We start from the raw sequence: 23,444 nt of genomic DNA on the forward strand, positions 1-23,444 counted from the left end.
ACGCGGACGATACCGTGGGCCGATGAACCGATTCGAAGGCAAAGTCGCCGTCATCACGGGTGGAGCGAAGGGCATCGGCGCGGCCTGCACGGCCCGCCTCGCGAGCGAGGGCGCGGCGGTGTACATCGCGGACGTCGACGAGGAGGCGGGGGAGCGGCTCGCCGCCGAGACCGCCGGGACCGTCCACTTCAGGCGGTGCGACGCCTCCAGCGCCGCCGACTGGACGGCCCTGGCCGAGCACGCCCTCGCCGCCCACGGCCGCGTCGACGTCCTCGTCTCCAACGCGTTCGCGAGCGTCAACGGCGCGCCCCACGAACTCGCCGAAGCGGACTGGACCCTGACCCTCGACGTCACACTCAAGGCCACCTACCTCGGCGTCAAGGCCCTCATCGACCCGCTGCGCGCCGCGAAGGGCGCGGTCGTGGCCGTCTCCTCGGTCCACGCCCACCGCTCGCACCCCGGCTACACCGCCTACGCCGCCGCCAAGGGCGGGCTGAGCGCCCTCATCCGGCAGCTCGCCGTCGAGTACGCCCCCGACGTCCGCTTCAACTCGGTGGCCCCCGGCCCCATCCGGACCACGCACTGGGCGAACACCTCCGAGGCCGACATCGTGCGCGCCGGCGACGCCACCCTCATCGGCCGCATCGGCCGCCCCGACGAGGTCGCCGCCGCCGTCGCCTACCTCGCCTCCGACGAGGCCGGCTACGTGACCGGCGCCGAGCTCCCCGTCGACGGCGGCTGGCTCGCGTACAAGTCCTGACGCCGAGGCGCGCCCCCGGACCCGCGCCGGGGGGCGCCCTGCCTGCACTCAAAGAGTTATCTCGAACTCGATGTAATCGCCCTCCCTGCGGCCGCACCGACGCAGCCGCACCAGGACGAGGCGCCGACTGCGTCGAACCGCCGCGCCGGCGGCCCGATAAATTCGTTGACAGGACCCGGCCGCGTTTCCTACCGTGGTCGGGTCCGCGCCCCGCGGACCCGAGACCGGGCCCCGGCCCTAGAAAGCAGTGTCTATGCCCCCCTTCGCGCCGAGCGCGCTTCGCCGCCGCGCCTAGGCATCCGACGATCCCGCCGCGATCGCGGCACCGGATGCGCGCGTCCGTCCGACCGAGCCGCTCGGCCTGCTCTTGCTGTCATTGCAGTTCTTCTCCAGCAAGGAGCTCCGGGTGCCAGACACCAGCAACACCCTCAAGATCCACACCTTCACCTGCGCTTGGTGCGGCCTGACCGCGACCAGGTTCGCCGCCGACGGCGCCATGCGCAACCACTGCCCGTCCTGCCTCGCCTCGCGGCACGTCACCGACCACGTCGAAGGCGGTCCCAGCGACTGCGAGGGGCGGATGAGCCCGATCGCCATCGCGGTGCTGCGCACCGGCGACTGGATGCTCATCCACCGCTGCGTGCGCTGCGACGAGCTCACCTCCAACCCGGTGTGCGCCGACGACAACCAGCTCATCCTCATGCGCATGGCGGTCCGCCCGCTCGCGCAGCCGCCGTTCCCGCTCGAAGCGCTCGGCAGTCTGTGAGGGGGGCCGGGATGCCACGACGAACCCGCCGGCACGAGCACCGCGGCCAGCGGCGCAAGGACGTCCTGCACGAGCGGGACGGCCACCGCGCGAACGACTTCCGCTGCGTCGGCTGCCGTCTCGACGTGTCCGTGCACGCGCCGGGCACCGCGCACCGGAACCACTGCCCGCAGTGCCTCGCGAGCCTCCACGTCGACCGCCGCCTCCCCGGCGACCGCGCGTCGCCGTGCCGCGGCCGCATGGAGGCGCTCGCGGTCTTCACCCGCCCCGACGGCGAGTGGATGATCGTCCACCAGTGCCTGAGCTGCGGCGAGCTGAGCTCCAACCGCATCGCCGGAGACGACAACGCCCTCGCGCTCATGCGCCTGGCGCTGCGCCCCCTCCAGGACACCGGCAGGGCGAGCCGCACGATGATCAACCTGTGAACCGGGCCGGGGGCGTCGGCCCCCGGCCCCATCGTCACGCCGATCGCCTTGGGGGAGTAGCGGAGGCGCGACTCCGTGCGCCCGCCGATCCGGTCCCGGCCGGTCCATTCCGGACCGGTTAGGATTCTTCAGTGATCGATGCGCGAGCATTCCTCAAGCGGCTCGGGGCGACCGGCGCGCTCCTCGCGGTCGCGGCCGCCTGCGGCGCCGAACCGGACGGCGACTCCGCCGCGGACGCCGAACCGAGCACCGCCGCCGAGACCGCGACCGAGCCGGCCCCGACCTCCGAAGCCGCCTCCCCGCCCGCGCCGCGCCCCTCCGAATCCGAGGAACCCGAAGCCGACGACCCCGCCCAGGACGACCCGGCCCAGGACGGCGGCGGCGCCTGCGGCGAGGACGCCTGCGAGGTGTCCTTCTCCGAGTCCACGCAGTTCACCGTGGCCGGCGACGACGGCCTGTGGACGGTCGAGGCGTCCTTCGAGGACGGCGGCGTCCGCGTGAGCCTGACGGACCCGGACGGCCTCGGCGGCGGCGGAGGCCTGCTGTACCAGGCGTCCTGCGCCCTGACGCTGAACGGCGACGGCTCCGGCGGCCTCGGCTGCGACCACGCGTCGGCGCCCGCCCCCGACGCCGGAGGCTTCGTGGCCTACCTCGCCGAGATGGACGGGACCACCGCCGTCCTCCAGGTCGCCCTGGGCTGAACCGGGCCGGGAGGGCGCGCCCTCCCGGCCCGCCCCGCGTCAGACGCCCCAGCCGTCCAGGACGTCGTCGATCGCGCCGTTGAAGTCGGCGACCTCGGCGTACACGCCCGGCTGCCCGGCGACGGCGCACCCGTAGCCCCAGCTGGTGATGCCCACGAGCACGGTCTCGCCGTTCACCTCCGCCGTGAGCGGGCCGCCGGAGTCCCCGTCGCAGGTGTCGACGCCGCCGTTCGCGAGGTCGCCGGCGCACAGCATCGTCTGAGCGTCGACCTCACCGGGGTAGGCCGCCTGGCACTGCGCGTCGGTCACGAACGGGAGCTCGACCCAGTGGGCGACCGTCGGGTAGGTGTCGTCGCCCAGGTTGCCCCAGCCGGCGGCCTCCAGCGTGTCGTACACGGCCGGGTCGGTCGCGAGCTCGATCGGCTCGACGTCGAGCTCCTCCTCCAGCCGCAGCAGCGCCCAGTCGTTCGCGAAGTCGACCGGCTCGTCCCAGTCGTGCGCGAGGTGGATCTCCGCGACGTCGGCCTCGTTCAGGTCCGGCGACTCCAGGTCGACCGAGCCGGCGAGGACGGTGATGTTCACGGCGGTCTTCGTCTCGACGCAGTGCGCGGCGGTGAGCACCACGTCGGGGGCGATGACCGTGCCGCCGCAGAAGTGCTCGGCGGCCGGCTCGCCGGGCCGCTCGTCACCGACGCTGACGAGCCACGGGAACTGGCCCTCGGCCGCCGGCTGCCCGCCGACGACCTGGGCCTCGAAACCGCCGTCGGCCGACGGCTCCTCGGCGTTCGCGCCGGCGCCGGTCCAGGCGAGCGCGGCCGCGCCGAGGCCGGCGGCGACGCCGGCGCCGAGGCGGACCAGGTGCTTCCTCTTGAACTCCACGGTGATCCTTTCGGGGTGGATGCGAGGGTCAGGCCGAATGGCCTGCCTGGACGGAAAATATCCGGATCGTCCCGGGACCCCTCCCGGCCCGCGTGCGCCGCGCCGGCGAGCCGATGTCGAGCGGCCCAAGGCGATCGGTGAGAATCGGGCCATGAGCAGACCCCCGAAGAACGCGGCGGTGACCCGGTCCCGGCTGGCGGACGACCTGCGCCGGCTCGGCCTGGAGGAGGGCGACGCCGTGATGGCGCACGCGGCCTTCCGCCGCGTCGGCGCCGCCGTCATCGGCGGCCCGGACGCGCTCGTCGACGCGATCCTCGACGTCGTCGGCCCCGCCGGCACGCTCCTGAGCTACCAGGACTGGGAGGTGGGCGCCGACGTGTGGGACGAGGAGGGCCGGGTCCTGGACGCGCTCCGCGACCACGTGCCGCCCTACGACCCCGAGACGGCCCGGCCCGCCCGCTACATCGGGCTCCTCGCGGCCACGATCGGCACCCGCAAGGGCGTGCGGCGCAGCGGCAACCCCGGCGCCGCCGTCGCGGCCCTGGGCGCCCGTGCCGAGGAGTTCACCGCCGGCCACCCCCTCGACTACGGGTACGGCGAGGACTCCCCGCTCGCGCGCCTGACGGCCGCCGGCGGGCGGGTCCTCATGGTCGGCGCGCCTCTGGACACCATGACGCTCCTGCACCACGCCGAGCACCTCGCCGACCTGCCCGGCAAGCGCCGCATCACCATCGAGTACCCGCTGGCGACCGCGCACGGCACCGAGTGGCGCACCGTCGAGGAGTTCGACACCGGCAACCCGGTGGTGACCGGGCCGCCCGAGGACTACTTCCGGCTCATCGTCGAGGACTACCTCGCCACCGGCGCCGGCCGGCGCGGCGAGGTGGGCCAGGCCGACAGCGTGCTCGTCGACGCCGCCGGCATCGTCGCGTTCGCCGTCGCCTGGCTCGAGGAGCGCTACGGCTAGAACTCCAGCGGGCCCAGCTCCGGCGCGGCGACGAAGCGCAGGACCGCCTCCGGGGCGCCGTCGAGTTCGAGCAGCACCGCCTCGTTGCGCCCGGCCCGCAGCACCGGCCCGGGCACGTACAGCGTCCGCTGCGGGCCACGGGACCAGTAGCGGCCCAGGCAGAACCCGTTGATCCAGGCGATGCCCTTGCCGAGCGCGGCGGTGTCGAGGAACCGGTCGGCGGCGTCCTCGGCCTCGAACTCCGCGCGCGCGAACACCAGGCCCGGCAGCGCCGGCCCGGTCCCGTCCGCCTCGCCCGCGAGCGCGAGCAGGTCGCCCTCGCCGAGGGCCCGGGTCGTCCAGCCGGTCAGGTCGCGCCCGTCCAGGCGCACGCCGCCGACGAGGCCCTTGTCCTCGCCCAGGCGCGGCCCGTAGTTGACCCGGCCCTGGTTCTCCACCAGCAGCCGCAGCGAGGAGGCGACGGGCGGGATCGCGAGGGCGCGCTGGTGGAGTTCGCGGGAGAGCACGCCCACGGTCGTGCCGTCGACGACGACGTGGACGCGGTCGCGGACCTCGCCGACGGTGAGCACTCCGGCCTCGGCCGTGAAGTGCTTCTCGTGCAGGAGGAACGCGGCGTCGTGGCGGGCCTGCGCGAAGGAGGGCACCTCGGCGGTCTCGAGCGCGTCGAGGGCCTGGGCGGCGTCGAGGAACGCGGCGGCGCGGCGCAGCGGGGCCTCGCCGGTCGGGGCGGGGGCGGCCGGGTCGGGGACCTCGGCGGGCAGTTCGGCGTAGCGGCCCAGGACCTCGCGGAACGCCCAGTACTTGGCGGTCGGGCGGCCGGCCTCGTCCAGGGGCGCGTCGTAGTCGTAGCTGGTGGTGATGGGCATGTAGGTGCCCTTGTCGTTGGCGCCGCTGGTGAGCCCGAAGTTGGTGCCGCCGTGGAACATGTAGAGGTTGACCGAGGCGCCGCGGCCCAGGAGCACGTCGAGGTCGGCGGCGGCCTCGTCGGCCTTGGTGGTGTGGTGGTGGGTGCCCCAGGAGTCGAACCAGCCGTCCCAGTACTCCGAGGACATGAGCGGGCCGGTGGGCTGGTGCTCGCGGAGCACGTCGAGGCGCGCGTCCGAGCGGGACCCGAAGGACGCGGTCATGTGGAGGCCGGGGGCCGAGCCGCGCTTGAGCATCCACGGCTCGGGCTGGTCCACGGTGGTCAGCGGGACGGTGATGCCGTTGCCGCGGAACATGTCCGTGAGGGTCTCGAGGTAGGCCGTGTCGTCGCCGTAGGCGCCGTACTCGTTCTCGACCTGCATGAGGACCACGGGGCCGCCGCGGTCGATCTGAAGGGGGGCGACGACGGCGCAGACGCGCTCGAGGTAGGTCGCGATCGCGGCCAGGAACGTCGGCTCGCCGCGGCGCACGCCCACCTCGGGGTCGGCGAAGAGCCATGCGGGCAGGCCGCCGTTGTCGAGCTCGGCGCAGATGTAGGGGCCGGGGCGCACGATGGCGTGCATGCCCTCGGCGGCCACGGCTTCGAGGAAGCGGCGCAGGTCGAGCCGGCCCGCTTCGGTCCACTCGCCGGGCCGGGGCTCGTGGAGGTTCCACGGGACGTAGGTCTCGACGGTGTTCAGGCCCATCAGCCGCGCCTTGCGGATGCGGTCGGTCCAGTGGTCGGGGTGGACGCGGAAGTAGTGGATCGCGCCCGAGAGCACGCGGCGGGGCTCGCCGTCGAGCAGGAAGTCGTGCTCGCCGATCGCGAAGCGGCTCATGCGCAGGTCCTTCGTTCGGGGTAATTATGTCCATTGGAAAAAGTACCCGGCCGCTTCGGGCGGCCGCCGGGCGGTCGCCGCTCGGTGAGGTAGCCCCCTTCCACGGGGCGCGCCCGGCGGCGGCGTTCGCATAGGATTGGCGGCACCACACGCGGAAGGGCGGGCATGTCGACGGTTCGAGGGGTGCGGCAGCCGACGATCAAAGAGGTCGCCAGTCGCGCCGGGGTGAGTCCGATGACCGTCTCGCGCACGCTCGCCGGCGGCCGGAACGTGCGCCCCGACGTGCAGGAGCGCGTCATGGCCGCCGTCCGCGAGCTCGGCTACTACCGGAACGAGAACGCCCGCAGCCTGCGCCCGGGCCAACCCAGCGGGCTCATCGGCGTCGCGATCACCAACCTCGCCAACCCCTACTACGGGAACTTCGCGCTCGGCGTGGAGGAGGTCGCCGCCGAGCACGGGCGGCGCATCATCCTCGGGAACACCGGCGAGGACGACGCGCGCGAGCGCCAGCTCGTCAGCGACTTCATCGGCCGCCAGGTCGACGGCCTCATCCTGGTCCCGACCAGCGGCGACGCCGCGCACCTGCGGCCCGAGCGCCTCGGCGAGGTCCCGCTGGTCCTCGCCTCCCGGCGGGTGCCGGGCCTGGACGCGGACACGGTCCTGCTCGACGACGTCGGCGGCGCCTACCGCGGCACCGCGGCCCTCCTCGACGCCGGCCACACCCGCATCGGGTTCCTCGGCAACCGCAGCTCCGTCTTCACCGGCGAGCGCCGCTACCGCGGCTACGAGCGGGCCATGACCGAGCGCGGCGTCCCGGTCGACCCCGCGATCGTCGCCCGCGATCAGCAGGACGTGGACGCCGCCAGCCGCGCCGCCCGGGCCATGTTCGACCTCGCCGACCCGCCGACGGCGGTCTTCAGCGCGAACAACCGCAACACGATCGGCGCGATGCGTGAGATCGGGCGGCGCCTGCGCGACGGCGTGCCCGGGCCCCGCCCGGCCGTGGTCAGCTTCGACGACTTCGAGCTCTCCGAGCTCATGCCGGTGCCGGTCACGATCATCGACCACGACGCGCGGCTGCTCGGCCGCGAGGCCGCCACGCTGCTGTTCTCCCGCCTCGACGGCTCGGCCGAGGGCCCGGCCCGCACGGTCGAGCTGCCGGTCTCGATCGAATCCCCCTGATTCCCCGGCGCGCCGGGTTGCCATCCGCCGCCCGATGTTGGTAACGTTACCAACCGCGAGGTCGTCCGAAGACGATCTTGCGACCACCCGCGCACCCAGGAGGCACACGAGCGATGGAGCTCTGCATCGACTTCGGCGGCTCCGAGATCAAACTCGCCGTCCTCGAGCGGGGCGTCCCCGTCCGCACCGGCACGGTGCCGGTCGGCGAGGGCGACCTCGAGGCCGCGGCCGCGGCCGCCCGGAGCCTCGCCGAGGGCCTCGCCCCGACCGCCGCCGGCATCGCCGTCCCCGGCGTGGTCGACCGCGCCGCCGGACGCATGGTCAGAGCCCACGACAAGCACCCCCGCCTCGACGGCCTCGACCTCACCGCCTGGGCCCGCGACGCCTTCGGCCTCCCCGCGGTCGTCGAGAACGACGCCCGCGCCGCGCTCGTCGGCGAGATCAGCACCGGCTCGGCCCCCGGCGCCCGCAACGCCGTGCTCATGGCGCTCGGCACCGGCATCGGCACCGCCGCGGTCATGGACGGCGTCGTCCTGCGCGGCGCCCACGACCACGCCGGCATCCTCGGCGGCCACCTCACCGTGGACCTCGCCGCCGGGCGGTGCAACTGCGGCAACGTCGGGTGCGCGGAGTCCATCGGCGGCGCCTGGGCGCTGCGCCGCGACCTCGCCGCCCGCGGCGACGGCGTCGCCGACGTCAAGGAGCTGTTCGCCGCCGTCGAGGCCGGCGACCGGACCGCCTTCCCGCTCTACGACCGCGCGGTGCTGGCCTGGAGCGCGGCGGCGGTGTCGCTCTGCCACGCGTACGACCCGGAGGTCCTCATCCTCACCGGCGGCATCATGCGCGCCGGGAACCTGGTCGCCGGCCCGATCGAGGCGTACCTCGGCGAACACCTCTGGTCGAGCCTGGAAGCGCCGACGATCGTCATCCCCGACCGACCCGACCTCTCGGTGCTGCGCGGACTCGCCGTCCTCGCCGCCGACCCCCATTCCTGAAGGAGCGCACGTGCCAACCAGCCTGTCCGACCCCGTCGGCCGCTACGAGAAGCAGCCGACCGTGCCGCTGCCGGCCGGCGCCCGCGTCCTCACCGGCGCCCGGGCCTGGGCCGCGGCCGCCGACGCGGCCGTCGAACGCGCCGCCGGCCGGTCCCCGCTCCTCGTGGTCGACGCCTACCCCGGCGCGGACCTGCCCCTGATCGCCGCCGCGATCGGCGAGGCGCTCCCGCAGTGGACGGTCGTGGACGTCGAGGACGCCGCCGCGCTCCCGATCGAGGCCATCGACGCGCGCTTCGCCGACAACCTCACCGACGACCGCGTCTTCGGCGTCCTCTCCCACGCCGATGTGGACGCGTTCTACGACCCCGAGCGCCTCGCCAAGCTCGCCGTCGAAGCCGACGGGGACGACCGCCCCCTCGTCCTCCTCGGCTGGGGCGCCGACCTCGTCGCCCGCCGCACCGGCGCCCCCTACGCGCTCGTCCTCGCCGACATGGCCCGCTGGGAGATCCAGCTGCGCCAGCGCGCCGGCGCCCCCAACTGGCGGGCCGGGAACCCCGACGAGGACCGCCTGCGCAAGTACAAGCGCGGGTTCTTCGTGGAGTGGCGGGCCGCCGACCGCCACAAGCGGACCCTGTTCGACCGGGTCGACTTCGTCTTGGACGCGAACGCGATCGGCGCCGCCGCGCCCGCCGGGCGCGAGGCCGGAATGATCACCGGCGACGCGTTCCGCGCCGCGACCGCGAACGCCGCGCGCGCCCCGTTCCGGGTGGTCCCGTTCTTCGACCCGGGCGTGTGGGGCGGCCAGTGGATGAAGCGCAAGCTCGACCTCGACCCGTCGCAGCCGAACTACGCGTGGTGCTTCGACTGCGTGCCCGAGGAGAACTCGCTCCTCCTGGAGGACGAAGAGGGCGCGATCGTCGAGATCCCCTCCCTCGACCTCGTCTTCACCCAGCCGCAGGCGCTGCTGGGGGAGCGGACCTACGCGCGCTTCGGCGCCGAGTTCCCCATCCGCTTCGACTTCCTCGACACGATGGAGGGCGGCAACCTCTCGCTCCAGGTGCACCCGCTCACCGACTACATCCAGGACCGCTTCGGTATGCACTACACCCAGGACGAGTCGTACTACCTGCTCGACGCGGGCGACGACGCCGTGGTCTACCTCGGGGTCAAGGACGGGGTCGACCGGGACGCGATGCTGGAGGACCTGCGGACCGCCGAGTCCGGCGACCGGCCATTCGAGGCCGAGCAGTACGTGAACGCCTTCCCCGCCAAGAAGCACGACCACTTCCTCATCCCCGCCGGCACCATCCACTCCTCGGGCGCGAACTCGATGGTCCTGGAGATCTCCGCGACCCCGTTCATCTTCACGTTCAAGCTGTGGGACTGGGGCCGCCTCGGCCTCGACGGCGTCCCGCGGCCCGTCCACCTCGACCACGGCGAGCGGAACCTCGTGTGGGACCGCGATCGCGAGTGGACCGAGGCGAACCTCGTCAACCGCGTCGAAGTCCTCTCCAGCGAGGACGGCGTCGTGGAGGAGCGCACCGGCCTCCACGAGCTCGAGTTCATCGAGGTCCGCCGCCACTGGTTCGCCGACGAGGCGGCCCACGACACCGAGGGCACCGTCAACGTCCTCAACCTCGTCGAGGGCGACGAGGTCGAGATCGTCAGCCCCACCGGCGCGTTCGCGCCCTACACCGTCCACTACGCCGAGACGTTCATCGTCCCGGCCGCCGTGGGCGAGTACGTCATCCGCCGCACCGAGCGCTCGCGCAGCGACCGGTTCGGCACGGTGAAGGCCTCCGTCCGCGGCACCCGCACCGGCGAGGCGTAGCCCAGACCCCTTGAGAACAAAGGAGTTCGACATGAGATCCCCGAGGATCCCCCTCATCGCCGCCACGGCCGCCGCCGCGAGCCTGGTGCTCGCCTCGTGCGGCGGGGGCGGCGAAGACGACGGCGCCACCACCGGCACCCTCGACTTCTACACCAACAAGGCCGCGTGGGAGCCCGACTTCGACGAGCTCAACGCCGCCAGCGAGTCCGGCGCCGACATCACCCTGGACACCACCGGGTACTCCGACGCCGCCCAGTACGACGCGTTCATCAAGCAGTCGTTCCGCACCGACAAGAGTCCCGGCCTGTTCACCTGGCAGACCGGCCCCTCCCTCGCCGAACTCGTCGAGGAGGGCCTCATCGCCGAGACCACCGACATCTGGACGACGGCCGTGGACGAGGGCTGGGTCTCGCCCGACCTGCGCGAGTCCTACACCTTCGACGGCGAGCAGTACTGCGTGCCGATGAACATCGCCTACTGGGTCATGTACTACAACAAGTCCATCTTCGAGGAGCAGGGCCTCCAGGAGCCGACCACGTGGGCCGAGCTCGACGCGATCGCCGCGCAGCTCGCCGACGCCGGCATCACCCCCTACTACCAGACCAGCACCCTGTTCACGTTCCAGTGGTTCCAGCAGCTCGTCGCCGGCACCGACCCCGAGCTCTACAGCGGACTCGCCACCGGCGAGGTGAAGTACACCGACCCCGCCATCGTCGAGATCATGAACACCTGGCTCGAGCAGGAGCGGGCCGGCTGGTTCTCCGACGCCGGCAGCACCGTCGACCCGGCCGTGGGCCTCAAGCAGGGCGACTTCGCCATGATCAACTTCGGGTCGTTCTTCAACGGCTCCCTCGACGGCGCCGGCATGGTCTCGGGCCAGGACTACGACATGTTCGTCATCCCCGCCGTGAACGGCGACCTCGACAAGACCCCTGTCGCCGTCGAGTCCGGGCCGCTGTGCGTGGCCGAGAACTCCAGCCAGAAGACCCTGGGCCTGACCTACTCCGAGTGGTGGATGTCGCCCGAGGCCCAGACCGCCTGGAGCGAGGCCCGCGGCGACGTCGCCTTCAACCCGCAGGCCACCGTCGCCGACCCCATGCTCGAAGAGCTCGGCGCCACCGTCTCCGGCGACGGCTACCAGCTCTACGACCGCTACTACGAGGCCACGCCCACGCCGATCCTCACCGTCGCGCTCGAGCAGTTCGGCGCGTTCATCGCCAACCCGGGCGACCCGCTCCCGTTCCTGGAGGCCATCCAGGCCGAGGCCGACGACTACTGGGCAGACCAGGGATAGCGCCGACATGACCGACACGACCCCCGGCCCGCGGGCCCGCCGCGACCAGTACCGCTGGCCGGCCCTCGGGTTCATCGCGCCCGGCGTCCTCCTCGTGGCCGTGCTGCTGTACCTGCCGCTGCTGTGGACGGTGCTCCTCGGCTTCACCGAGTACGACGGCCTCGGCGATCCCGAGTGGATCGGCCTGGAGAACTACGCCGAGATGTTCGACGACCCCGAATTCCTCGGCTCCGTGCTCAACACGCTGCTGTGGGTCGGCGGGACGCTCCTCGTCCCCGTCGGCATCGGGCTTGGGGTCGCGCTCCTCACCTGGAACCTCAAGGGCGGCACGTGGCTGCGCCTGCCGTTCCTCATCCCGTACGCCCTCTCCGGCATCGGCGTCGGCGTCATCTGGTCGTTCATCCTCTCCGGCGACGGCGCCCTCGACCAGGCGCTCGCCGCCTTCGGGGTCCACGACACGCCGCGCTGGCTGGTCGACGCCCCGCTCAACACGGTCGTGATGATCCTCGCGACCGCGTGGCAGGGCGTCGGCGTCAACGCCCTCCTGTTCACCATCGGCCTCCAGTCGATCCCCAAGGAGCCCCTGGAGGCGGCGCGCATGGACGGCGCCAGCGGCCCGCGCCTGTTCGGCAGCATCCTGTGGCCCATGCTCCGCCCGCTCACCGCCGTCGTCGTCGGCCTCTCGATCGTCGCCTCCCTCAAGACCTTCGACATCGTGCAGGGCATGACCAAGGGCGGGCCGGGCCGCGACTCCGAGACGCTCGCGCTCACGATGTACAAGGAGACGTTCGTGAACAGCGAGTACGGCCTCGGCTCGGCGATCGCGGTGTTCCTCACCGTCGTCACCCTCCTCGCCTCCGTCCTCTACCTGCGCCAGCAGCTCTCCAGCAAGCACGGGGTCTGACATGTCACGAGCGATCCGCACCGCCGTCCTCGCCGTCCTCGGCCTGGTCTGGCTCCTCCCGGTCTACCTGCTGCTGGTCAACGCCGCGAAGTCCCCGGCCGCGTTCACCACCACCGAGTCGTGGCGTCCCACCGACTTCTCCCTGCTCGCCAACATCGGGGAGGCCCTGGAGCTCTCGGGCCTGGCCGAGAGCGCCGGGAGCACCCTCCTGTACGCGGTCGTCTCGCCCGCGCTCGCCGTCCTCGTCGGCGCCGCCGCCGGCTTCGCGATCGTCGCCCTGCGCCTGCGCCACGGCTTCGCCTGGTTCGTCGCCATCTTCGGCGGCACCGTGTTCCCGCTCCAGATGATCCTGCTGCCGCTGTTCGACGCGTACTCGCGCACCGGCCTGTTCGACACGCGGGCGGGCATGGTCATCGTGTACACGGCGATCTCGATCCCGTTCTCGGCGTTCGTGATGCGCAACTTCTTCAGCGGCATCGCGCACAACGTGTTCGAGGCCGCCGTCATCGACGGCGCCTCGACCTGGCGGATCTTCGCCCGCGTCTACCTGCCGATGGCCTCGAGCGCGCTCGTGGCGATCTTCATCCTCCAGGCCACGTTCATCTGGAACGACTTCCTGCTCGGCCTCGTCCTCAGCCAGTCGGACACGGTGCGGCCCATCGTGACCAGCCTCGCCGGCATGCAGAGCACCTACGGCGGCGCCCAGATGTCCACCGTCCTCGCCGGCGGCCTGCTCGTCTCGCTGCCCACCGTGGTCCTGTTCCTGTTCACGCAGAAGTTCTTCGCCCGCGGCCTCGCCCTCGGGCAGTACTAGGAGCTCCCATGCGCCACATACCCACAGTGGACGACCTCGCCGCCGATCCGGTGACGCACCACTACGACGACATGATCGCGCCCAGCGGCCTGACCAACCACCTCGGCACCGTCCGCGTCGACCACGACCTCACCGCGGTCAGCGCCGTCACCTTCCCGCCGGTGTCCCAAGGCCTCACCCGCACCGCCGCGTGCTTCGTGGACGGGCGCCTCGTCGAGTCCTACGGCGCCCCCATCACCCACGAGTGGCGCCCCGACCGGGTCCGCCGCAGCGTCACGCTGCCCGGCCTCGACCTGTCCACCGTCACCGTCTGCGCCCCAGGCGAGACCGGCGTCGCGATCGACGTCAGCATCACCAACACGGGGGAGGAGCACCGCACCGTCCCCGTCACCCTCACCCTCGCCGCCGGCGCGACCCGCTCGGCCGAGGCGTGGCTCGACGCCGTCGCCCCCGAGGAGCGCAACCGCGCCACCCCCGGCCCCTCCCGCCTCGTCTTCCAGAACGACGCCGGCACCGCCTGGAGCGTCCAGGGCGTCGACACCCGCGCCACAGTCCACCGCTCCCGCATCGCGCCCGCCGCCGGCGGCCACGACTTCGGCATCGGCGGCATCGAACGCGGCGGCGAGGTCACCGTCCGCCTCGACCTCGCCCCCGGCGCCACCGCCCGCTTCGGCTACGTCCACACCACCGCCCCCACCCGCGAGGCCGCCGAAGCCGCCTTCGACCGCATCGCCGCCGACGTCCCCGCCGCCGTGCACCGCGCCGAAACCGACTGGAACGCCCGGCTCGCCGCCGCCTTCACCCCCGGCAACACCGAGTTCTCCGGCCACATGCCCCGCCTCGAGACCACCTCCGAACCCCTGCGCCGCCTCTACTGGTGGGGCGTCCTCGGCACGATCTGGTTCCGGCGCGACTTCGCCGGCAACGTGCTCGGCCGCAGCTACGACACCCTCATGCCCAACTATTGGGCCACCACCACCTTCATCTGGGACTACAGCCTCAGCTCCCTCACCCACGCCCTCCTCGATCCCGCCGTCATGCGCCGCCAGGTCGAGCACTGGATCGCCTCCGACGTCCACACCCACTTCGGCACCTCCTCGCTCACCGGCGGGCCCGTCGGCCGCTGGTACTCCGTCAACGACTACGCCATGACCCGCCTCGTCCACGACTACCTCCGCTTCACCGGCGACACCGGCCTGCTCGACGCCGCCCCGGGCGGGCGCCCCGTCACCGAGCACCTGCGCGAATGGGCGCTCGCCTGGCAGGGGCTCCGCGGCGCCTCGCCCCTCGCCGACTACGGCGAGATCGACAACCTCCTCGAATGCGTCAGCTCCTACACCCACGAAGTCGCGAGCCTGAACGCCGCCAACGTGTGGAGCATGCGCACCGCCGCCCAGATCCTCGCCGCCCGCGGCGAGGCCGACGCCGCCGCGGCCCTCACCGACGAGGCCCGCGCGCTCGTCGACGACGTCACCGAGCTCTACGAACCCGGCACCGGCCACTTCGCCGCCCGCCAACCCGACGGCACCCGCGTGCCCGTTCGCCACGTCTACGACTTCTCGGTCGTCGGCACCACCATCGCCGACGACCTCGACCCCGAGGTGCGCCGCGAGATGGTCGCGTTCTTCGAGCGCGAACTGCGGACCGAGGCCTGGCTCCGCTCACTGTCCCCATGGGACCCCGACGCGAGCTTCAGCCCCCGCCCCGACCACCAGTGGAACGGTGCCTACCCCGCCTGGCCCGCCGACGCCGCCCGCGCCCTCGTCGCCCTCGGCGCACCCCGCGCCGCCCTCGACTGGCTCCCCGGCCTCGCCCGCTCCGCCAACCAGGGCCCGCCCGGCCAGGCCCACTTCACCGAAGAGGCCATGCCGACCGTCAACGGCGGCGCCCGCAAAGCGCCCCCGCAGCTGCCCTACATCATCGACTGGGCCTGCTCCTCCGCCGGCGCCTACGCGGCCCTGGTCATCGAGTCCCTCTTCGGCGTCGACCCCGCGGTCGGCTCCACCGGCCTCGACACCTCCCGCGCCTGCATCGCCGACCTCGACCCCCGCGCCGTCCTGCGCGGCCTGCGCCTCGGCGACCGGCTCGTCGACGTCCACGCCGACGGCACCGTCACCGACAGCGCCCTCGCGAACGACACCGCCGAGACCACATGAACGCCTTGCAGCCCTACCCGATCGAACCGGCCATGGTCCGCGGCGCCGTCGAAGTCGAGGACACCGGCCGCGGCCTCCTCCCGCACCGCCTCCCCCGAGCCGCCCGACGCCAGATCCCCGACCGGTTCATGGTCCAGACCAGCGCCGAGAGCGCCGGCGTCCGCCTCGCCCTGCGCACCGCCGCCGACGTCATCGAACTCGACGTCCAGGCCCGCCGCATCGCCCCCGACCCCGCCTCGCCCCTGCCGCCCGGCACCTACGAACTCACCGAGCACGGCCGCGTCGTCGCCACCGCCGACGTCCCCGCCGGCTCCCGCTTCGTGTTCACCTTCGACCGGCCCGACGGCACCGTCGTCCCCGGCCCGGACGCCACCGCCCGCTTCACCGGCCTCGCCACCGGCGCCGAACGCGACCTCGAACTCTGGCTCCCCTACCACGACGCCGTCGAACTCCTCGCACTCCGCGCCGACGCACCCGTCCGGCCCCAGGCCCCGACGCGGCAGCCGCGCTGGGTCCACCACGGCAGCTCCATCAGCCACGGCTACCGCGCCGACACCACCACCGGCACCTGGCCCGCCGTCGCGGCCCTCCGCGCCGGCGCCCACCTCACCAACCTCGCCTTCAGCGGCAACGCCATGCTCGACCCCTTCACCGCCCGCACCATCCGCGACACCCCCGCCGACCTCATCAGCCTCAAGATCGGCATCAACATCGTCAACGGCGACACCATGCGCCTGCGCGCCTTCCGACCCGCCGTCGACGGCTTCCTCGACACGATCCGCGACGGCCACCCCGACACCCCGATCGTCCTCGTCTCCCCGATCTGGTGCGCCCCCGTCGAGACCCGCGCCGGCCCCACCGTCCAAGACCCCGCCCGCGACCAGGAGTGGTCCATCGCCGGCGGCACCGAGGACGACGTCCTCGCCGGCAAGCTCTCCCTCCAGGTGATCCGCGCCGAACTCGCCGCCATCGCCGACCGCCGCCGCGACGACGACCACCGCCTCCACTACCTCGACGGCCTGTCCCTCTACAGCGGACAGGACGCCGCGGCGGCGCCGCTGCCGGACAACCTCCACCCCGGCCCCGACGTCCAGCGCCTCATCGGCGAACGCTTCGCCGACCGCGTCCTCGCCCGATTCACTCCCGAACTGCAAAGGAGCAGCACATGACCCGCCGACCGACCACCCTCGCCACCGCGGCCCTCGCCGCGCTGGCCGCCGCCGCGATCCCCGGCGCCGCCCAGGCCGCCACCGCCTGCGCCCCCACCGCGAGCGTCAACGAGGAGCTCACCGAGCGCTTCGAGACCTACGGCGACACCGCCGGCCGCTGGACCGGCGCCGACTCCGCCTACAGCGTCCCCCTGCCCGACGGCACCACCGCCTGGCTCTACTCCGACACCTTCATGGGCGAGGTGCACGACGACCGCAGCCGGCCCCTCGACTCCCCGTTCCTCCACAACTCGATCATCGTCGACGACGACGGCGACCTCACCACCGTCACCGGCGGCACCGCGGCCGCCCCCGAATCCCTCGTCAAGGTCCCCGGCGGCGACGAGACCCAGAACTGGTACTGGTTTGGCGACGGCACCGTCGAAGGCGACACCCTCAAGGTCATGCTCCTCGAGTTCGTCAAGACCGGCACCGGCGTCTTCGACTTCGCGTTCGCCGGCAACGCCGTCGCCACCTTCGACGCCGACACCATGGCCCTCACCGCGATCACCGACCTCCCCGAGTCCACCGTCAACTGGGGCTCGGCGATCTACGAGGACCCCCGGGACGGCTACACCTACGTGTTCGGCGTCGAGGACAACCAGGCCCAGAAGTACGCCCACCTCGCCCGCGTCCCCACCGGCGCGCTCACCACCGCGCCCTGGGAGTACTTCGCCGACGGCGCCTGGACCGCCGACCCGAACGCCTCCACCCGCATCCTCGAAGGCGTCTCCAACGAGTTCAGCGTCCACCGCTTCCAAGGCCGGTTCACCCTCGTCACCGGCGACGCCACCCAGCCGCTCAGCGCCGAGATCGTCATGTACCAGAGCGACGACCTCTCCGGCCCCTACACCGGCCGGACCCTCCTCTACACCACCCCCGAGACCGGCGGGAACGTCTTCACCTACAACGCCAAGGCCCACCCGCACCTCGGCGACCGCGACTCCCTCCTCATCACCTACAACGTGAACAGCTTCGAAGGCGACGACCTCTACGCCGACGCCCACCTCTACCGGCCCCGCTACGTCGACGTCGACTTCTGACCGCCGATTCGCCGGTTTCGCCCCCGCCCGCACCGGGCGGGGGTACACAGGAGCGAGACGAGCGAGGGAGGAGCCGGCCATGTCCGACGACGCCGGAAGACTCGCCTGGGCCACCGCGGGCGCGGTCGCCGCAGGCGCCCTGATGATCACCGCGGGCCTGTTCCAGCTGTTCGAAGGCATCGCGGCCGTCGCCGACGACCGCCTGTTCGCCACCGTCGCCGACTACACCTTCGCGATCGACACCACCGGCTGGGGCTGGATCCACATCGTCATCGGCGCCCTGCTCGCCCTCACCGGCCTCTTCGTCCTCATGGGACGGTCCTGGGCCTACGGCGCCGGCATCGGCCTGGCCGCCGTGTCGGCGCTCAACCAGTTCTTCTTCCTGCCCTACTACCCGCTGTGGGCACTGCTCGTCATCGCGTTCGACGTGTTCGTGATCTGGGCGCTGGCGGTCGTCCTCGCCGAGGTCAACGCCCCCTGAGCCCGCACGGCCGCGCTTCGGGCGCCCACTAGGCTGGCCGCATGAGCGAGCGACGCGCCCGGCGGACGGCCCCCACCAGCCACGACGTGGCGCGACTGGCGGGCGTCTCCCAGAGCACCGTCTCGTACGTCATGAGCGGGAAGCGCTCGATCTCCGCCGAGACCCGCGAGCGGGTCATGGCCGCCATCGAGCAGCTCACCTACCAGCCGAACGCGGGCGCGCGGGCGCTGCGCGGGCGCACGACCCACGTCATCGCCCTCATGGTCCGCCTCGGCGAGCGCGCCGACCCCCGCGACACCGTGCCCTACATCGACACGATCGTGGAGGCCGCCCGCGAACGCGACTACGACGTCGTCCTCATCACCACCGACGAGGGCCCCGACGGCCTCAAGCGCATGGCCGGGCGCCAGAACTGCGACGCGTTCATCCTCATGGACGTCGCCGCCCGCGACGAGCGCATCGCCACCGCCGCAGCCCTGGACCTGCCGGTCGTCCTCATCGGCACGCCCGCCGACCGGGCCGGGCTCGACGCGGTCGACTACGACGCCGTCGCGGCCGCCGAGGCGCTCGTGGACGAGCTCGCCGACACCGGGCACACGCACGCCGTCGTCCTCGGCGAGACCGGCGGCGTCGTCCCCGGCGAGTACTGGTTCCTCAGCGCCTTCCACGACGCCTGCCGCGACCGCGCCGCCGCCCGCGGCCTCGCGTTCGACGCCGTCCACCCCGACCGGCCCGGCTGGGCCGGCGTCGACGCGGCCGCGCCCCGCCTGCTCGCCCACCGCGGCGAGCGCCTCGGCCTCATCGCCCGCACCCCGCAGGCCGCCGAGTGGCTGCTCCAGCTCACCCGCCTCCACGGACTGCGCCCCGGCGCCGACGTGTCCGTCGTCGGCGTGTGCTCCGACGCGGCCGCCGCGGCGTTCGACCCGCCGGTCACCAACGTCTCCGCGCAGGCCCGCGACGTCTCACGCAAGGCCGTCGACCTCCTCTTCGAACGGCTCGGCGGGTCCGAGACCGAGCCGGGCCTGCACCTCATCGCGCCCGGCGAGCTGCACCGCCGGGCCACGACCGCCGTCTTCTCCTAGGTCGTGTCTCTGAACCCGGATGGTCCGCATCCGGCCCGTTCGCCCGCTCGGTGCGTTGCCGAACGACCCGGGTTCCCGCGCCGGCAGCCGCGACGAGCTCGGCGTCCCCTCCGCCGCCGGCGGGCCCTCCGAAGCGGACGGCCGCGCGATCTGGCGGCGCTTCGCCGAGCACCCGGCGCCTTGAGCACAAAGGGACTCGGACGCGACCCGGGTCATGAAACACGACCCGGCCCGCTCGGGACGGGGCCGCGGCCGATGCCGCCGTGCTATCGTCGATTCGAATCGACAACGCGTGAAAGGCCCACCCCGTGCCCCAGCCTCCCCAGCGGCTCGCCTTCGGCGGCGGCCACGCCGTCCTCGACCCCGTGACCGGCGCGCCCCTCCAGTTCACCGACGCGGCCGACCCCGCCCGCCGCTTCCTCCTCGACACCGCCACCTCGGCCTGGCACTCGATCGAACACCAATGGGGCTCAGGGCACCTGGTCACCGACCGCGGCGGCTTCCGCTGGCAGGCCCCGGCCGAGCTGCACGTGATCGAGGGCGGCGTCGAGGCCGTCCACCCGCTCGGCGCGGACGTGCGCGTCACCGTGCGCCGCTGGAGCGACGGCGACGTGCTGCGCGAGCGCTACACCGTCCGCAACGACGGCGCCGAGGCGCTGCGCGTCACCGGCCTCGGCGTCCAGACCCCGTTCGGCGACCTCTACGGCACCGCCGAGGACGCCCTCGCGCACGCCGTCCACGCCCACCTCTTCACCGGCGGCACCTGGGCCTGGGCCCTGGCGCAGCCCATGTCCGGCACCGGCCGCGGCCTCGGCCTCATCGTGCGCGAAGGCGCCGTGCGCGCCTACTCGATCGAGTCGCGCAACCCCGCCTCGTACTCGAACGTCCGCGGCCACATCGCGCTCCTGACCACCGACCGCGCCCGCAACCCCGACGCCTTCGGCGGCCAGCCCGAACTCGCCGTCGCCCCCGGCGGCTCGCTCGCGCTCGAATGGGAACTGGGCTGGTACGACACCGTCGCGGACTTCCTCGCCGCGACCCGCGCCCCGGCCCGCTTCTCCGCCTTCGCCGCCGAGACGGGGCAGGCGATCACCGTCGAGGCCGACGCGGTCGCCAGCCCGGACGCCGCGGTCGCACCGGCGGGGGAGGGCCGCTGGTCGGTCACCGCCGACCGCCACGGCGTGTACACCGTGGACATCGGCGGCGCCCGCACCGAGGTCCTCTTCCACGACCCGCTCGAGACCGTCGTGCGCCGCCGCGTCGACTACATCGCGCGCCACCAGGTCGCCCGCGAGCGCCCCGGGCTCCTCGCCCACGCCTTCGTCCCCGTCGACGTGCGCACCCGCACCACCCACGCCACCAACGGCTGGCAGGACTGGACCGACGGCTCCGAGCGCCTCGCCATGCCCCTGCTGGTGCAGCTCGCCGCCCTGCGCGGCTGGACCGACCCGGACGCCGTCGAGCCCCTCCTGGCCGGCTGGGCCGAGTTCGCGTGGCGCCACCTGCTCGACGCCGACGCCACCCCCACTCGCGGCAGCCAGGTCGGCCGCGTCCCGCGCCTGTACGACGCGCCCTGGCTCGCGCAGTTCTTCCACGACCGCCACCGCCTCACCGGCTCCGCGACCGCGCTCGACCGCGCCGCGCGCATCATCGAACGCAACTTCGCCCTCGGCGGCGCCGCGCACCTGTCGATCACCCTGTCGGAGACCACCGTCGCCGTCGCGGCGGCCCTCGACGCGGCCGGGCTGCCGGACCGGGCCGCGCGGCTGCGCGACCACGTGATCGCCTCCGCGCGGCACTTCGTCGGCCTCGGCCGGGCGCTGCCCGCCCACGAGGTCAACTACGAGCAGTCCATCGTGGCCCCGCTCATCGACCTCCTCACGGCCGCATATGAACTCACGGGCGAGCCGGTCTTCCGCGACGCCGTCGCCGAGCGCCTGCCGTGGCTTCTCGCCTTCTCCGGTCCCCAGCCGCACGCGCGCCTCCACGGCGTCGCGATCCGCCACTGGGACGGCTACTGGTTCGGCATCGAGCGGCTCTGGGGCGACGTCTTCCCCCACCACTGGTCCGCGCTCACCGCGGCGACGCTCCAGCGCCTCCCCGCGGAGCTGCGCACGCCCGAGACCGATCGGCTCGCCGAGGCCGTGCACCGCGCGAACATGGCCAACCAGTTCGCCGACGGCTCCGCCACCTGCGCGTTCGTCATGCCCTCCACCGTGGACGGCCGCGCCGCGCACCGCGACGACCCGCTCGCGAACGACCAGGACTGGCACCTGGTCCTGTGGATGCGCGCCCTGGGGGACTGAGCGGCCGCCGGCACGGTCCGCGAGTACATCGTCCTCATCGGACTTCGATCCGCTCTGCGCGTCGAGGACGTCGCCCCGCCGCGGCTGGGCCCGGGACCGGTGCCCGCCGCTCCGGCCGCGGGCCCAGGGCCGTCGATTCGCACCGCTGACGCGTTCGCTGTGCGGCGCAACGGCTCCGTGCGGTCCGGCTCCCGGCCTGGGGCCGCCCCCCGGACCGGTGACGCGTTCGCTGTGCGGCGCAACGACTCCGTGCGGCCCGGCTGCGGGCCCGAGTCTGCCCACCCCGACCAGTGACGCGTTCGCCCTGCGCCGCTCCCCGCGGCGCGACTGGTCCTACGCTTCGAGGACGGCCATGGCCGCGTTGTGCCCGGGGATGCCGCTGACGCCGCCGCCTCTCGCCGCGCCCGCGCCGCAGAGGAGCACGTTCGCGTGAGCGGTCTCCACGCCCCAGCGGCCAGGCGCCGCCTCGGTCCGGTAGGGCCACGACAGGTCCCGGTGGAAGATGTTGCCGCCCGGCAGCCGCAGGTCCCGCTCCAGGTCGGCCGGGGTCTTCGCCTCGATGCACGGGTCGCCGTTCGCGTCCGTCGCCAGGCAGTCGGCCAGCGGTTCGGCGAGGAACCGGTCGAGCTGCGCGATCGTGGCCTCCAGGAGCGCGGCCTTCGCATCCCGTTGGGCCGCTTCGCCTCCGGTGAACAGGCGGGCGGGCGTGTGGAGGCCGAACAGCGTCAGCGTCTGGTATCCGCGGCGCACCAGGTCCTCGCCGAGGATCGACGGGTCGGACAGGGAGTGGCAGTAGATCTCCGAAGGCGGACGCGACGGCAGCCGCCCGGCCGCCGCCTCGGCGTACGCGGCCTCGAGCTCGGCGTACGACTCGGCGACGTGGAACGTCCCCGCGAACGCGTCGCGCGGGTCGACGCCGGTGTCGCGCAGCCGCGGCAGGCGCTTCAGCAGCATGTTGACCTTGAGCTGCGCGCCCTCGGCCCGCTCGGGCGCCGGCTCGCCGAGCAGGTCGGCCAGCGCCTCCGGTGAGGCGTTGACGAGCACGTGCCGGGTCTCGACGGCGCCGGCGCCGTCCTCGGCCGCGTAGGCGACCTCGGCCCGCGTGCCGTCGGTGTCGACGCCGGTGACCTCGTGTCCGGTGAGGATCTCGGCGCCGGCGGCCCGCGCCGCGGCGGCGAGCTCGTCGGTGAAGGCGCCCATGCCGCCGACCGGCACGTCCCAGTCGCCGGTGCCGCCGCCGATGACGTGGTACAGGAAGGTGCGGTTCTGCCGCAGGTCCTCGGCCCACGCGGAGGTGAACGTGCCGATGAGGGCGTCGGTGAGGACGACCCCGCGCACGAGGTCGTCCTGGAAGCTCGACTCGATCGCTTCGCCAAGGGGCGCTTCGAAGAACATGCGCCAGGCCCGCTCGTCGCCGACGCGGCGCCGCAGGTCCTCCTTGGCGGGCAGGGGCTCGGTGAGGGTGGGGAAGACGCGCTCGGCGACGCGGGCGGCGGCGCCGTAGAACGCCTGCCACGCTTCGAATTCGGCGTCGGAGCCGGTGAGGCGGGCGAAGGTCTCGCGGTTGCGCGCCTGGTCGCGGGTGACGAGGAGCCCGGTGGCGCTTCCGCCGCGCTCGGTCGGGGTGTAGGAGGAGACGTGGCGTTTGCGTACCCGGAACCGCAGGCCGAGGTCGTCGACGATGGCGCGCGGCAGCAGGCTCACGAGGTAGGAGTAGCGCGAGAGCCGCGCGTCGACGCCGGGGAACGCGGGGGCGGAGATCGCGGCGCCTCCGGTGCGGCCCAGGCGTTCCAGCACCAGGACGCGCCTGCCGGCGCGGGCGAGGTAGGCGGCGGCGACGAGCCCGTTGTGGCCGCCGCCGACGATGACGGCGTCGTAGTTCCGGTGCTGAGGCATGCCCATTCCTAA

General features: G+C 73.4%; 20 protein-coding genes. 17 read left to right on the plus strand and 3 right to left on the minus strand.

What is annotated here, in order from left to right:
- Window positions 1-22: 22 nt before the first annotated feature.
- From EIW28_RS14800 to EIW28_RS14815, 4 genes are all read left to right on the plus strand, one after another.
- Window positions 23-760, plus strand: a complete 738-nt coding sequence (locus EIW28_RS14800) for an SDR family NAD(P)-dependent oxidoreductase (protein ID WP_125248493.1) — start codon at window positions 23-25, stop codon at window positions 758-760.
- Between the two features lie 406 nt (window positions 761-1,166).
- Window positions 1,167-1,526 carry an RNHCP domain-containing protein gene (locus tag EIW28_RS14805; protein ID WP_125248494.1) on the plus strand — a complete coding sequence of 120 codons (360 nt, stop codon included), beginning with the start codon at window positions 1,167-1,169 and terminating at the stop codon, window positions 1,524-1,526.
- An 11-nt stretch (window positions 1,527-1,537) separates the two neighbouring features.
- A complete protein-coding gene (locus EIW28_RS14810; protein ID WP_125248495.1) occupies window positions 1,538-1,951 on the plus strand; it encodes an RNHCP domain-containing protein in 414 nt (137 codons plus the stop codon).
- 131 nt (window positions 1,952-2,082) lie between these two features.
- Window positions 2,083-2,652 (plus strand): hypothetical protein, encoded by a 570-nt coding sequence (locus EIW28_RS14815; protein ID WP_125248496.1) that lies wholly within the window; start codon window positions 2,083-2,085, stop codon window positions 2,650-2,652.
- A gap of 39 nt (window positions 2,653-2,691) precedes the next feature.
- On the opposite strand, the gene EIW28_RS14820 is transcribed toward EIW28_RS14815, so the two are convergent.
- Complete coding sequence (locus EIW28_RS14820) at window positions 2,692-3,531, minus strand: serine protease (protein ID WP_158630410.1); 840 nt, start codon at window positions 3,529-3,531, stop codon at window positions 2,692-2,694.
- Window positions 3,532-3,682: 151 nt separating this feature from the next.
- On the opposite strand from EIW28_RS14820, the gene aac(3) reads away from it, so the two are divergent.
- Entirely contained in the window at window positions 3,683-4,498 is an 816-nt protein-coding gene (aac(3), locus tag EIW28_RS14825) for an aminoglycoside 3-N-acetyltransferase (RefSeq protein ID WP_125248498.1), read from the plus strand.
- Here aac(3) and EIW28_RS14830 read toward each other — a convergent pair.
- Complete coding sequence (locus EIW28_RS14830) at window positions 4,495-6,240, minus strand: glycoside hydrolase family 35 protein (RefSeq protein ID WP_125248499.1); 1,746 nt, start codon at window positions 6,238-6,240, stop codon at window positions 4,495-4,497. The two genes, aac(3) and EIW28_RS14830, sit on opposite strands and share 4 nt — an antisense overlap.
- A 165-nt stretch (window positions 6,241-6,405) precedes the next feature.
- Between EIW28_RS14830 and EIW28_RS14835 the strand changes: the two genes are divergently transcribed.
- The 12 genes from EIW28_RS14835 (at window position 6,406) to EIW28_RS14890 (ending at window position 21,536) form a co-directional block, all read left to right on the plus strand.
- The gene (locus EIW28_RS14835; RefSeq protein WP_125248500.1) at window positions 6,406-7,422 is read left to right on the plus strand and encodes a LacI family DNA-binding transcriptional regulator; all 1,017 of its coding nucleotides are present in this window, start codon (window positions 6,406-6,408) and stop codon (window positions 7,420-7,422) included.
- Between the two features lie 113 nt (window positions 7,423-7,535).
- Entirely contained in the window at window positions 7,536-8,417 is an 882-nt protein-coding gene (locus EIW28_RS14840; RefSeq protein ID WP_125248501.1) for an ROK family protein, read from the plus strand.
- 10 nt (window positions 8,418-8,427) lie between these two features.
- The gene (locus tag EIW28_RS14845; RefSeq protein ID WP_125248502.1) at window positions 8,428-10,248 is read left to right on the plus strand and encodes a class I mannose-6-phosphate isomerase; all 1,821 of its coding nucleotides are present in this window, start codon (window positions 8,428-8,430) and stop codon (window positions 10,246-10,248) included.
- A gap of 31 nt (window positions 10,249-10,279) precedes the next feature.
- Window positions 10,280-11,542 carry an ABC transporter substrate-binding protein gene (locus EIW28_RS14850; RefSeq protein WP_125248503.1) on the plus strand — a complete coding sequence of 421 codons (1,263 nt, stop codon included), beginning with the start codon at window positions 10,280-10,282 and terminating at the stop codon, window positions 11,540-11,542.
- 7 nt (window positions 11,543-11,549) lie between these two features.
- On the plus strand, window positions 11,550-12,446 hold the full coding sequence (locus EIW28_RS14855) for a carbohydrate ABC transporter permease (protein ID WP_125248504.1): 897 nt from the start codon (window positions 11,550-11,552) through the stop codon (window positions 12,444-12,446).
- 1 nt (window position 12,447) lies between these two features.
- Window positions 12,448-13,260: a carbohydrate ABC transporter permease gene (locus EIW28_RS14860; RefSeq protein WP_125248505.1), complete on the plus strand. Its 813-nt coding sequence runs from the start codon at window positions 12,448-12,450 to the stop codon at window positions 13,258-13,260.
- A gap of 8 nt (window positions 13,261-13,268) precedes the next feature.
- Entirely contained in the window at window positions 13,269-15,416 is a 2,148-nt protein-coding gene (locus EIW28_RS14865) for a glucosidase family protein (protein WP_125248506.1), read from the plus strand.
- Window positions 15,413-16,585: a GDSL-type esterase/lipase family protein gene (locus EIW28_RS14870; protein ID WP_125248507.1), complete on the plus strand. Its 1,173-nt coding sequence runs from the start codon at window positions 15,413-15,415 to the stop codon at window positions 16,583-16,585. Before EIW28_RS14865 ends, EIW28_RS14870 begins: the two co-directional genes overlap by 4 nt.
- Window positions 16,582-17,667 (plus strand): DUF4185 domain-containing protein, encoded by a 1,086-nt coding sequence (locus EIW28_RS14875; RefSeq protein ID WP_125248508.1) that lies wholly within the window; start codon window positions 16,582-16,584, stop codon window positions 17,665-17,667. The genes EIW28_RS14870 and EIW28_RS14875 overlap by 4 nt, the downstream gene beginning before the upstream one ends.
- 79 nt (window positions 17,668-17,746) lie before the next feature.
- A complete protein-coding gene (locus EIW28_RS14880) occupies window positions 17,747-18,148 on the plus strand; it encodes a DUF7144 family membrane protein (RefSeq protein WP_125248509.1) in 402 nt (133 codons plus the stop codon).
- Window positions 18,149-18,189: 41 nt separating this feature from the next.
- Window positions 18,190-19,230: a LacI family DNA-binding transcriptional regulator gene (locus EIW28_RS14885; RefSeq protein WP_125248510.1), complete on the plus strand. Its 1,041-nt coding sequence runs from the start codon at window positions 18,190-18,192 to the stop codon at window positions 19,228-19,230.
- A gap of 308 nt (window positions 19,231-19,538) precedes the next feature.
- Window positions 19,539-21,536: a hypothetical protein gene (locus EIW28_RS14890; RefSeq protein ID WP_125248511.1), complete on the plus strand. Its 1,998-nt coding sequence runs from the start codon at window positions 19,539-19,541 to the stop codon at window positions 21,534-21,536.
- A 333-nt stretch (window positions 21,537-21,869) separates the two neighbouring features.
- Here the strand turns inward: EIW28_RS14890 and EIW28_RS14895 are convergent, their stop codons facing one another.
- On the minus strand, window positions 21,870-23,432 hold the full coding sequence (locus tag EIW28_RS14895) for a phytoene desaturase family protein (protein ID WP_125248512.1): 1,563 nt from the start codon (window positions 23,430-23,432) through the stop codon (window positions 21,870-21,872).
- Window positions 23,433-23,444: the final 12 nt, after the last annotated feature.

This window comes from Glycomyces terrestris (assembly GCF_003933745.1).
Taxonomy (GTDB): domain Bacteria; phylum Actinomycetota; class Actinomycetes; order Mycobacteriales; family Micromonosporaceae; genus Glycomyces; species Glycomyces terrestris.

Excerpts from the sequence above, each read along its gene's own strand:
- EIW28_RS14875 (WP_125248508.1), top strand. The coding sequence starts at position 16,582 with ATGACCCGCCGACCGACCACCCTCGCCACCGCGGCCCTCGCCGCGCTG.
- EIW28_RS14865 (WP_125248506.1), top strand. The coding sequence starts at position 13,269 with ATGCGCCACATACCCACAGTGGACGACCTCGCCGCCGATCCGGTGACG.
- EIW28_RS14840 (WP_125248501.1), top strand. The coding sequence starts at position 7,536 with ATGGAGCTCTGCATCGACTTCGGCGGCTCCGAGATCAAACTCGCCGTC.
- EIW28_RS14810 (WP_125248495.1), top strand. The coding sequence starts at position 1,538 with ATGCCACGACGAACCCGCCGGCACGAGCACCGCGGCCAGCGGCGCAAG.
- EIW28_RS14885 (WP_125248510.1), top strand. The coding sequence starts at position 18,190 with ATGAGCGAGCGACGCGCCCGGCGGACGGCCCCCACCAGCCACGACGTG.
- EIW28_RS14855 (WP_125248504.1), top strand. The coding sequence starts at position 11,550 with ATGACCGACACGACCCCCGGCCCGCGGGCCCGCCGCGACCAGTACCGC.
- EIW28_RS14800 (WP_125248493.1), top strand. The coding sequence starts at position 23 with ATGAACCGATTCGAAGGCAAAGTCGCCGTCATCACGGGTGGAGCGAAG.
- EIW28_RS14880 (WP_125248509.1), top strand. The coding sequence starts at position 17,747 with ATGTCCGACGACGCCGGAAGACTCGCCTGGGCCACCGCGGGCGCGGTC.
- EIW28_RS14870 (WP_125248507.1), top strand. The coding sequence starts at position 15,413 with ATGAACGCCTTGCAGCCCTACCCGATCGAACCGGCCATGGTCCGCGGC.
- EIW28_RS14830 (WP_125248499.1), bottom strand. The coding sequence starts at position 6,240 with ATGAGCCGCTTCGCGATCGGCGAGCACGACTTCCTGCTCGACGGCGAG.
- EIW28_RS14895 (WP_125248512.1), bottom strand. The coding sequence starts at position 23,432 with ATGCCTCAGCACCGGAACTACGACGCCGTCATCGTCGGCGGCGGCCAC.
- EIW28_RS14860 (WP_125248505.1), top strand. The coding sequence starts at position 12,448 with ATGTCACGAGCGATCCGCACCGCCGTCCTCGCCGTCCTCGGCCTGGTC.
- EIW28_RS14850 (WP_125248503.1), top strand. The coding sequence starts at position 10,280 with ATGAGATCCCCGAGGATCCCCCTCATCGCCGCCACGGCCGCCGCCGCG.
- EIW28_RS14835 (WP_125248500.1), top strand. The coding sequence starts at position 6,406 with ATGTCGACGGTTCGAGGGGTGCGGCAGCCGACGATCAAAGAGGTCGCC.